General features: G+C 61.7%; 9 protein-coding genes. 3 read left to right on the forward strand and 6 right to left on the reverse strand.

Translation table 11 applies throughout. The annotated features are described in order from the left end of the window. Nucleotides 1-77: 77 nt before the first annotated feature. Together U862_RS0110570 and inhA are read right to left on the reverse strand one after the other, a co-directional pair. On the reverse strand, nt 78-869 hold the full coding sequence (locus tag U862_RS0110570; RefSeq protein ID WP_025110375.1) for a CPBP family intramembrane glutamic endopeptidase: 792 nt from the start codon (nt 867-869) through the stop codon (nt 78-80). A 236-nt stretch (nt 870-1,105) separates the two neighbouring features. After that, on the reverse strand, nt 1,106-1,792 hold the full coding sequence (gene inhA, locus U862_RS0110575; protein WP_025110376.1) for an isonitrile hydratase: 687 nt from the start codon (nt 1,790-1,792) through the stop codon (nt 1,106-1,108). 89 nt (nt 1,793-1,881) lie between these two features. On the opposite strand from inhA, the gene U862_RS0110580 reads away from it, so the two are divergent. Then, on the forward strand, nt 1,882-2,874 hold the full coding sequence (locus tag U862_RS0110580) for a GlxA family transcriptional regulator (protein ID WP_025110377.1): 993 nt from the start codon (nt 1,882-1,884) through the stop codon (nt 2,872-2,874). Here U862_RS0110580 and U862_RS0110585 read toward each other — a convergent pair. The 4 genes from U862_RS0110585 to U862_RS29170 form a co-directional block, all read right to left on the reverse strand. Further along, nucleotides 2,850-3,239, reverse strand: coding sequence for a hypothetical protein (locus U862_RS0110585; protein ID WP_025110378.1), 390 nt, complete (start codon nt 3,237-3,239; stop codon nt 2,850-2,852). The genes U862_RS0110580 and U862_RS0110585 overlap by 25 nt on opposite strands. Before the next feature lie 391 nt (nt 3,240-3,630). Then, nucleotides 3,631-5,457 carry a glycoside hydrolase family 15 protein gene (locus U862_RS0110590; protein ID WP_025110379.1) on the reverse strand — a complete coding sequence of 609 codons (1,827 nt, stop codon included), beginning with the start codon at nt 5,455-5,457 and terminating at the stop codon, nt 3,631-3,633. Then, nucleotides 5,450-6,250, reverse strand: coding sequence for a glucose 1-dehydrogenase (locus U862_RS0110595; RefSeq protein ID WP_025110380.1), 801 nt, complete (start codon nt 6,248-6,250; stop codon nt 5,450-5,452). Before U862_RS0110595 ends, U862_RS0110590 begins: the two co-directional genes overlap by 8 nt. A gap of 87 nt (nt 6,251-6,337) precedes the next feature. Continuing rightward, the gene (locus tag U862_RS29170) at nt 6,338-7,885 is read right to left on the reverse strand and encodes a family 2 encapsulin nanocompartment cargo protein terpene cyclase (protein WP_025110381.1); all 1,548 of its coding nucleotides are present in this window, start codon (nt 7,883-7,885) and stop codon (nt 6,338-6,340) included. A gap of 333 nt (nt 7,886-8,218) precedes the next feature. Here U862_RS29170 and U862_RS0110605 point away from each other — a divergent pair, with 333 nt between their 5' ends. Both U862_RS0110605 and U862_RS0110610 read left to right on the forward strand, forming a co-directional pair. Beyond that, on the forward strand, nt 8,219-9,391 hold the full coding sequence (locus tag U862_RS0110605) for an MFS transporter (protein WP_025110382.1): 1,173 nt from the start codon (nt 8,219-8,221) through the stop codon (nt 9,389-9,391). A 78-nt stretch (nt 9,392-9,469) separates the two neighbouring features. Further along, nucleotides 9,470-10,207: a thioesterase II family protein gene (locus U862_RS0110610; protein WP_025110383.1), complete on the forward strand. Its 738-nt coding sequence runs from the start codon at nt 9,470-9,472 to the stop codon at nt 10,205-10,207. The last annotated feature ends 113 nt before the right edge of the window (nt 10,208-10,320 follow it).

A 10,320-nucleotide genomic window follows, 5' to 3' on the forward strand; every position in this document is an offset into this window, starting at 1 on the left:
AAGGTTGTCGGCGGTGACAGCTTTTTATTGAAATTTTTTTTCAATATTCAGCACGGCGTCGCAAAACGGCACTTGTCTCAGCCGGCGAGCATCGGATAAGTGAACAGGCCAAAATGCAGCAGATTCAGCCCAAAGTGCGTGGCGATCGCCGCACCGAGGCCGCCAAAACGGTAGGCCAGACCATAGCCAACCCCCGCCAGGCCCGCCAGCAGCACCCAGTGCCACCCGGCGCCAAAGTGCGCCAGGGCAAAGACCAGCGAAGCCAGCAGCAGGGCGAGGTTGTCGCCATGGGGCAAGTGCTTGAAGAGCCGGCTCAGGCCTCCCTGTATATAGCCGCGAAACAGTGCTTCCTCGACCAGTGTCACCAGCAGCAGATTGTTCAGCAGCCACAGCCATGCCTGATCGGGCCATTTCGGCGCCCAGGCAATCATCCCGAGCAATAGCGCGCCGCCCAGCGCGAGGATTGCGCTTAATGTCAGGGCGAAGACGCTGGCGTACGCCGTCTGACGCAGTGAGCGTGCCGCGACAATCCATGGGCAGGCCAGCAACAGCCAGAAGCCGATCAAGGGCTTGTCCAGATTCAGGTACATCACGAATGGCACGGCGTCGTCGGTGAACCGCAGCCGGGCAATGGCCCGACCGTTGTCGAACCCCGGCAACCAGTGCAGCGCCAGCGACAGGGCGAGGAAGATGAACACCGCATGCCCCAGCAGACGCGCCACCGGCACCTGCTGTTGGCGCACGGCAAAAGCGGTTATCAACAACAGACCCAGAGTAATCAGTGCGAGCCAGCCGAGGTGGCCAATACTCAGCGCCCATCCGTAACCGAGGCTGAGAAGTGCCAGATAGAGCCAAGGCAACGCCTTCATCGAAAGTCCATGTGCAGAATTGGGTGGAAGGGCTTTCTACACGGACGGAGGCGTGGGGACAAGTAAAGGTGCGGCGGGATGCGGGGACAACACACAAACCTGTGACCAGACGCAAAACTCATGGTGGGAGCGGGCTTGCTCGCGAATGCGGTGCGTCAGTCGACACATCCACTGGCTGTGACACCGCATTCGCGAGCAAGCCCGCTCCCACAGGGGGGCTGTGTGTGAATGAGGCATCAGCGCAAGTTGAGTTTCGCCGCCGCGCGCTCGGTGATTTCCGTGCGCAGTTTCAACGATGGCGCTGCGCGCAGGCAGGCTTCCTCGACGATAGCGCGCGGCGCTGTTTGCGGGCTGCCCGACTCGAATGGCGGCGCCGGTGCATATTCCAGTTGCAGTTGAATCAACTGTGCGGCCTCGGTCCCCACCAGTTCTTCGGCCAGCACCAATGCAAAGTCGATCCCCGCCGTAATCCCTCCACCGGTAAACAGATTGCCGTCGCGCACCACCCGATCCTGCACTGCAATCGCGCCGAGTTTCGGCAACAGTTCGTGATAGGCCCAGTGCGTGGTGGCGCGTTTACTTTGCAGCAGACCCGCGGCGCCCAGCACCAGCGAACCGGTGCACACCGAGGTCACATACTGTGCCTGCGCCGCCTGGCGCTTGATGAAATTCAGCGTGCGCTGGTCCTCCATCAACGCGCCGACTCCCGCGCCGCCGGGCACGCAGATCACATCCAGGTCCGGACAGTCGTCGAAGCTGATGGTCGGTTTCAGCAGCAGGCCGGTGCTCGCGGTGACCGGCACCAGATCCTTCCAGATCAGGTGCATCTTTACGTCCGGCAGCGAGGCCAGCACGTCATAAGGGCCGGTCAGGTCCAGTTGCTGCACCTGTGGAAACAACAGAAAACCGATCTGCAACGTCATGGGGTATTTCTCCATTAGGGGGTGGACGGCTTCACTGTAGGCGCGTAGGTTCTGGCGTATACGCCAATAACCCCACCAATTACGCCAAAATGCCCAAAGCCATTCATGTACTCGCGTTTGCCAACATGCAAATCCTCGACGTCACCGGGCCATTGCAAGTGTTCGCCTCCGCCAACGACATCGCCCGCCAGCGCGGTTTGCCCGTGCCGTATGCGCAGTCGGTGATTGCCCGCGAGGGCGGGGCAGTGATGTCATCGGCTGGGTTGGCGGTGCTGGCCGAGCCGTTGCCGCAAGAGGCCAGCGATACCTTGATCATTGCCGGCGGCTGGGGCATTTACCCGGCGGCCGAAGATGTGGCGCTGGTGGACTGGGTGCGCGAACACGCCGCCACCTGCCGACGCGTGGCCTCGGTGTGTACGGGCGCTTTTCTGTTGGCGGCCAGCGGCTGGCTCGACGGCCGCCGCGTGGTTACCCACTGGACCCGCTGCGAGCAACTGGCGCAGCAGCATCCGAAGCTGCAGGTCGAAGCCAATCCGATTTTCATCAACGACGGCCCGGTCTGGACCTCGGCGGGTGTCACCGCCGGCATCGATCTGGCGCTGGCGATGGTCGAACAGGACCTCGGTCGCGACATCGCCCTCGACGTCGCCCGGCATCTGGTGGTGTTCCTCAAACGCCCCGGCGGGCAGTCACAGTTCAGCGTGACCCTGGCGCTGCAAAATCAGGGCAACCGTTTTGACGAGCTGCACGCCTGGATCGCCGAAAACCTCACCTGCGACCTCGGCGTGCCGACCCTGGCCGAACAGGCCGGCATGAGCGAGCGCAGCTTCGTGCGCCACTACCGCGCCGACACCGGCCAGACCCCGGCCCGCGCCATCGAACTGATCCGCGTCGAGACGGCGCGGCGCTTGCTCAGTGACACCGGGCTGCCGGTCAAACGCATCGCCGCCAATTGCGGATTTGGCAGCGAGGAGACATTGCGCCGCAGTTTCCTGCGGGCGATTGGCGTGACGCCGCAGGCGTATCGGGAGCGGTTTTCGGTCAGTGCTGTTGCAGATCAAGCCTCGGCTTCCGCCACCTGATTGAAATATTTCGCCCGATCCGGGGTAAACGTCACCCGCATCTTCGTCCGCGAACAGGTCAGTGCGCGTTCTTCACCCAGATCAATATCCAGATCCTCGCCACGCAACCCTTGCCATTGCGCCAGATACTTCAGCGAGCCGTATTTCTCGTTTTTCTTCAGGCTGCGGCTCACGCCACCTTTCCAGCCGAGCACCGGCAGTTCGCCAGCGAGGCATTGTTGTGCGAGGTCGGGAAAGCGGGCGGCGCGCTGGCGGCCGATTTCCCAGCATTTGATCAGGCCTTTGTCGGCGGCTTCCCAGAGTTGGGTGCGGGTCAGGCCGGTGCGCAGGGGCGTGGTGATGGGACGGTGGACGTGCTGGGTCATTCTGGTTCCTTGAATTCGGGTTTTATTGGACAGCTCCGCTGTGCCCGTTGCGGTGGATGGTAGGGGGGGATGTAACCGCTGGCAACAAGGTATTTCAGGGTGTAATTGCAAGTTGCGGGGGGAGGGATTGGGTGGGATTTGTTTAATAAATGCGGGCATCCAGTCACGCCATTTGTGGCGAGGGGATTCATGTCCGAGCGCCTGCGCAGCCGTTGCAAAGCCCGGCAACGCGGTGTTTCCGGAGAAATCGGAAGGCCAGAAGCGGGGCCGCTTGGCAGCCCGACCGGGATAAATCCCCTCACTACAGGGATCTGATTCTGTTTATTTCTGTGTAGGGATTAGCCAGTTAAAGAGCCGCGATGCGGCAGATTTCCTACACACGCTGACGAAATTACGGCTGCCACTCACTCTTTTCCCCACTCAAACGCCGGTCCAGAAAGCTTGCCGCACTGATCAGCGCCAGATGCGTCAGAGCCTGCGGTGTATTGCCCAGATGCCGGCCATGGCTGTCGAACTCTTCGGCGTACAGCCCCAGTGGGTTGGCATAGCGCAGCAGTTGTTCGAACTCCAGATGGGCCTTTTCAACCTGACCGGCGCGGGCCAGGCACTCGACGTACCAGAACGAACACGCCGCAAACGCGCCCTCGGTGCCAGCCAGGCCGTCAATGTTGCTGTCATCGTTGCGGTACCGGTAAACCATGCCGTCGCGCACCAGGTGCTTTTCGATGGCTTCGAGGGTCGACAGCCAGCGCGGGTCCTTGGCGCTGACGAAACGCACCAGCGGCATCAACAGCATCGAGCCGTCGAGCGCGGTGCCGCCCTTGTACTGGACGAAATGCCCGTGCTCCTCGTTCCAGAAGTTGTCCCAGATGTCGGCGTAGATCGCCTGTCGGGTCTGGTCCCACTGGGCGAACGGTGCTGGCAGCGAGCGTTTCGAGGCCAGGCGAATAGCCCGGTCCAGCGCCACCCAGCACATCAGTCGCGAATGCAGGAAGTGATGCTGCTCACCGCGCATTTCCCAAATGCCTACGTCGGTGGTCTGCCAGGTCTCACACACTTGATCGACCACTTCACGCACGTGTTTCCAGCCCTCGTGGGAAATCGCATCGCCGTATTTGTTGACCAGATACACCGCGTCCATCAGCTCGCCGAAGATATCCAGCTGAATCTGCTCATACGCGCCGTTGCCGATGCGCACCGGTTGCGCGCCGCCGTGGCCGGACAAGTTCGAAAGCTCGGTTTCCGGCAACTCCTGGCGTCCGTCCACCGCATACAGAATGTTGAGCTTCATCGGCTGGCCACGGCAATCGCTGACCCGCCCGCGCAACCAGGTCATGTAGGCGTTGGCCTCACCGACAAAGCCCAGGCGCATGAACGCATAGACGGTAAACGAGGCGTCGCGGATCCAGGTATAGCGGTAGTCCCAATTGCGTTCGCCGCCGGGGGTTTCCGGCAAGCCGAAGGTGGCGGCGGCGAGGATTGCGCCGTGCTTGCGTGAGGTCAGCAGCTTCAGCGCCAGCGCCGAGCGATTGACCATTTCCCGCCAGCGCCCGCGATAGTTGGATTGGCCGATCCAGTCGCGCCAGAACTTCAGCGTGCGCTCCAGACACAGTTTGGCGGTGTCATTGCGAAAGCGTGGGTCATCGGCTCCACCGAGCATGAATTCGGCGGTTTGGTTCTGCTTCAAGCTGAACGAGGCGACGGCTGCTGCGTCATCGATGTGCAGCGCCTGATCCGCTACCAGACGCAGCGACGGCTGGCCTTGGGCGCTGAAAATCACCGCTTGCTGGTCCATCTGCGCAGTGGTACTGGCGCGTGCGTAGTCATGGCGCACCGCGCAGCGCATGTGAAAGGTCGCTTCGCCGCTGACCACTCGCACCCGACGCATGAGCATCGGCAGGTCATCCTCGCTGTCGCCCACCGGCAGCAGGTCGGTGATTTCCACCACGGCGTATTCGCTGAGCCAGCGGGTCTGCAGAACATTGGTGTCCGGCAGGTAGATCTGCTCGCGGCGGGCATCGGGCAGGTCCGGTGCGAGCTGGAATATCCCCGCGTCAGGCGTGTCCAGCAGCGAACAGAAAATCGACGGGCTGTCGAACTCCGGCCAGCAGAAAAAATCCACGCTGCCCTTGTCGTTGACCAGTGCCGCACTGCGCATGTCGCCGATGATGCCGTGGGCGTCGATCGGGCTTTGTCGTTCGAGATGATGCTCAGCCATTGCCGCGAAACTCCGGATAAAGACTCATGCCGCCGTCGATGAACAGGGTGGTGCCGACGATGTAGTCGGCGGCGTCGGAGGCAAGGAACACCACCGCGTTGGCCACGTCCTCGACATCGCCGATACGCCCATAGGGGATTAGCTCCAGCAGCTTTTCACCTGCCGCGCCTTCAGTGGCCTCTTTATTGATTGCTGTGCGAATCGCTCCCGGCGCGATGCCGTTGATGCGAATGCGCTGATGACTGACTTCTTGGGCCAGGGTCTGCATCAACTGATCGACACCGCCCTTGGACGCGGCATAGTTGACGTGTCCGGCCCACGGGATGCGTTGATGCACCGAGCTCATGTGAATGATCTTGCCGGCCGCCCGGGAAACGCCTTCGCGCACCCCTTGCCGATTGAAAATCCGCAGCGCGGCGCGGGCGCAGAGGAACTGGCCGGTGAGGTTGACGCCAATCACCGTGTTCCAGTCTTCCAGTGTCATGTCCACCGCTGCGGCGTCCTTTTGCAGACCGGAATTGGCCACCAGAATGTCCAGCGAACCAAAGGCTTCGAGGGTCTGGGCGAACAGCCGTTCGACCTCGTCTTCCTTCGACACATCCGCGCCAATCGCGAGGGCCTGACCACCGTCGGCAACGATCTGTCGAGCCAGCGCTTCGGCCGGTTCGGCCTGACGGTTGTAATTGATGACGACTGCGGCGCCGGCTGCGGCCAGTGCTTTGGCGGCGGCGTGACCGATGCCGGAGCTGGCACCGGTGATCAGGGCCACTTGTCGGGCGAGGGATATTTGCATGCTCGAAGTGCCTGGGGTAAGGGCTTAGTCAGCTGACCCATGGCGAGCTGCGAGAGTTCATCCGCATGCATGAAAAGATCGACACGTTCAGACGTGATAGCGGCCGCTGTGCCGGTGCCATTCAAGACTGCCGGCGACCCAGCTTTTTATGCCGGTCAGAAAACGCTGCAGCAGCGGTGATGCATCCGGCAGCACCGCTTGTTCCGCCGCTTCATACAGGTGCACGATTTCGTCATGAACGTGCGCGCACTTGATCATCGCTTGTCGGGGCGAGCAATTGTGTTCACGAGCCAGTAACAGCGGCAGATTGAAATCGCCGATGGCGGCCTGATTTTCCTTGTGTGCCGAATACAGATCGTTGGCGATGATCGTGGCGCTGGCGGCCAGCGTGGTCACGCGCCGCACGGCAGGGGCGCTGTAGAGGTGTGCGGGCAGTTCGTATCCGCCGATCACGTCGATCAATGACATGCAGGGTAGAAAACTGTTGGTCTGGCGTTGCGCGAGGTATTCCCAGATGGCTGGGGTCAGTCCTTCCAGACGCCAGGCCGCTTCGGCAGTCATGGTGACAAACATGGCGATGATTTCGTGGCGTACCCTGGCTACTTGTGCCGAAGATGCGAATGCCTGAACGCGGTTCATGTAGGCGCGAAGCGCAACCAGTACCGGGTCACTGTTCAGTGCCTGGTCAAGGGCGCAGCGAAACCGAGAGGGCAGGTGCGCCGGTTCCAGTGCGGCCAGTGCCAGCGAGAGTCGGGGACCTACCAGGCGCGGTTCGGAGCCGGTTCGTTCGTCATCGCAATAGTAGTCATCCACGGCAAACAGGGCGGCGATGCATTGTGCCGAAAGCAGCAGGCGATCGGGATCGTGAGTGTCGGTATGGCAAAGCATGGCGAAGCGACCGAATCCCATGGCGCGGACCTTTTCCAGTTGTCCCGGAAATATCCCGACCTCCTCGATCCATGGCATAAGCCGTTCATCGACAGCCTCGGCCAGCGCCCCATCGACTCGAAACGGCGCCGGACAATACAGCGGCGGGACGGCCCAAGGTGATCTTGCCCTTTTTTCAGAAGCATCAGGCATTGATCGTGCCGCTGACGCGTCGCGGGCGGCCTCGAACCATTGCCTTACACCGCCTATCCCGAACTGCTCGAACATCCGGCGAAACCAGATCGTGAACTGGTCGGGTGCCTGTTCGATCCGTTGGGTGATCTCCTCTGGCGACAGCCACTCCCAACTTTCGACTTCCTCGGGATTGGCTACCGGATCGAGCTGGCTGAGGCCCGCAAACACGTGGTCAAATTCATGTTCTATCAGTTGATTGGACACTTGCTCGTAATAGAGCATCGAGGCGACCTTCTGCAGTTTGCACGTCGTGCCCATTTCCTCCTGCAGTCGACGGAGGGCAGCGGCGGCCGTGCGTTCGCCGGGGCGAGGATGCCCACAGCACGTGTTGGTCCACAATCCGCCGGAATGATATTTGCCCAACGCGCGTTGCTGCATCAGCAACCGACCTTGGGAGTCAAAGAGCAGGATCGAGAATGCGCGATGGCGCAGTCCCTGGTGATGCACTTTCAGCTTTGGGGCTACACCGGTCTGGCGATCCTTGGGTGATACCAGAATAAGCTGTTCTTCCATGGCAAGGCTCCTTGGCGCATGCGCCACGGGATAGTGCTCAAGAGCAGGTGCTCGTTCATTGATGAGCTGTACGCCATTGAGCAAGGACTCATGAGAACCGCAATCGCACAAAAAGGCACCTGTAAAACCTGACAGGTTTGCGCGAATTTCGACTGTCGGTCATGTGATTCCAGAAGTGGGCGGCAATGCCATTGGTCTTGGGGAGTGATCCTCAGCGAGTACCTGGAATCGCAAGGTGTCGAGTTTCGCGCCTTCACATTCCACCAACAATTGCGCGCTTCCCCGCCACCCGACCCTATGGCAACTTGGCGGCCCTTGATGAGGCTGCAACCCATGGCAAATCCCTACCGCGAACTGTTCACCGCCCCCGGTGCGCGAAATTTTGTACTGGCCGGGATGATCGCGCGCATGCCGATTTCCATGACCGGCATCGGCGTGATCACCATGCTCTCGCAACTCAAGGGCGGCTACGCACTGGCGGGTGCGGTGGCGGCGACGTTTGCCCTGGCCACGGCGTTTTGCGCGCCGCAGGTGTCGCGTCTGGTCGACCGCTTCGGTCAGGGCAAGGTGCTGCCGCTGTCGGCGTTGATTGGTGGCGGGGCGCTGCTGATGTTGTTGCTGTGCACGCGCTTGCAGGCACCGACCTGGACGCTGTTCATCTTCGCCGCACTGGCCGGCTGCATGCCGAGCATGTCGGCGATGGTGCGGGCGCGCTGGACTGAAATCTATCGCGGTCAGCCGCAATTGCAGACCGCCTATGCGCTGGAGTCGGTGCTTGATGAAGTCTGTTTCATTGTTGGCCCGCCGCTGTCGGTGGGGTTGTGCGTGGTGGCATTTCCCGAGGCCGGGCCATTGGCGGCGCTAATGGCGCTGGCGGTCGGGGTGACGGCGTTTGTCGCCCAGCGCAGTACCGAACCGGCGATACACCCGCAGGCGTTGCAGCATCAAGGTTCGATTATTGGTTCGACCGATATTCAATGGCTGTTGGCGTTAATGATCGCCATGGGCGTCATTGTCGGCGTGATTGATGTGGTCAGCGTCGCGTTCGCCCAGCAACAGGGGCAGCCGGCGGCGGCGAGTATTGTCCTGTCGGTGTACGCCATTGGCTCCTGCCTGGCCGGTATCGCCTTTGGTGCGATGCGCTCGAAACTGCCGTTGCCGCGTCTGTTTCTGTATGGCGGCATCGCGACCGCCGTGACCACGCTGCCGCTGTTGCTGGCGAGCAATATTTTCGGGTTGTCGCTGGCGGTGTTCGTCGCGGGGCTGTTCTTTTCGCCGACGCTGATTGTCGCCATGGCGCTGGTCGAACGTATCGTGCCACCGGCCAAACTCACCGAAGGGCTGACCTGGCTGGTGACCGGTCTGAGTATCGGTGTGGCGCTGGGAGCGGCGGGCGCCGGCGCACTGGTGGATGCTTTTGATGCGCGCAGCGGGTTCTGGCTGGCGATTGTCGCCGGTGCGGTGGTGCTGGGCGCGGCGGTGCAGAGTTTCCGCCATCTGAAATGAGTCATGCCGAGGCGCAGGGCTAATTTGCGCCAGGTTGTCTTCGTTCTTCTATACAGACAACTTTTCGAGGTAACCCGGGTGACTCAGCTGACCTTGCTGTGCCTTCCTTATTCGGGCGCCAGTGCCATGGTCTACAGCCGCTGGCGGCGCAAACTGCCACAGTGGCTGACTCTGCAACCGGTGGAGTTGCCGGGGCGCGGCGCGCGGTTCAGCGAACCGCTGCAAACCGACATGCGCGGCCTGGCCCGGCAACTGGCCGCCGAGTTGCAACCGGCCTTGCGTGCACCGTACGCGATTTTTGGCCACAGCCTGGGCGCCTTGCTGGCCTGTGAGCTGGCGCATGCGTTGCGCGCGCTGGGCCTGCCGGAGCCGGTGGCGCTGTTCGCCTCGGGCACTGCGGCGCCAACGATGCGCAGCGACTATGACCGGGGTTTCGCCGAGCCGAAAACCGATGCAGAACTGATCGAACAATTGCGCACCCTCAACGGCACCAGCGAAGAGGTGCTGGCCAGCGCCGAGCTGATGAGCCTGACGCTGCCGATCCTGCGCGCCGATTTTCTGTTATGCGGGACCTTCCGCCCGGTCCAGCGTGCGCTGCTCAAATGCCCGGTGCATGTGTTGGGCGGCACCACCGACCGCGCGACCACCGAACAGTTGATCGGCTGGAGCAAGGAAACCCTTGGCAGCTTCTCCGTGGACATGCTCGCCGGCGGGCACTTTTTCATTCATGAGCATGAAGCCAAGGTGCTGAAGGTGATCAAGGATCAGCTGGATGTGCACCATCGCCGGCACAGTCAGATTGCCGCAACCGCCTGACTCCCTGCCAAACCTGTGGGAGTGGGCTTGCTCGCGAAAGCGGAGGGTCAGTCACTATCTCCGTCGACTGACACTACCTCTTCGCGAGCAAGCCCACTCCCACAAGGGTTTGT

It is taken from the genome of Pseudomonas sp. H1h (assembly GCF_000633255.1).
Lineage (GTDB): Bacteria > Pseudomonadota > Gammaproteobacteria > Pseudomonadales > Pseudomonadaceae > Aquipseudomonas.

Coding starts and splice junctions, on each gene's coding strand:
- U862_RS0110570 (WP_025110375.1), bottom strand. CDS start 869: ATGAAGGCGTTGCCTTGGCTCTATCTGGCACTTCTCAGCCTCGGTTAC.
- inhA (WP_025110376.1), bottom strand. CDS start 1,792: ATGACGTTGCAGATCGGTTTTCTGTTGTTTCCACAGGTGCAGCAACTG.
- U862_RS0110580 (WP_025110377.1), top strand. CDS start 1,882: ATGCCCAAAGCCATTCATGTACTCGCGTTTGCCAACATGCAAATCCTC.
- U862_RS0110585 (WP_025110378.1), bottom strand. CDS start 3,239: ATGACCCAGCACGTCCACCGTCCCATCACCACGCCCCTGCGCACCGGC.
- U862_RS0110590 (WP_025110379.1), bottom strand. CDS start 5,457: ATGGCTGAGCATCATCTCGAACGACAAAGCCCGATCGACGCCCACGGC.
- U862_RS0110595 (WP_025110380.1), bottom strand. CDS start 6,250: ATGCAAATATCCCTCGCCCGACAAGTGGCCCTGATCACCGGTGCCAGC.
- U862_RS29170 (WP_025110381.1), bottom strand. CDS start 7,885: ATGGAAGAACAGCTTATTCTGGTATCACCCAAGGATCGCCAGACCGGT.
- U862_RS0110605 (WP_025110382.1), top strand. CDS start 8,219: ATGGCAAATCCCTACCGCGAACTGTTCACCGCCCCCGGTGCGCGAAAT.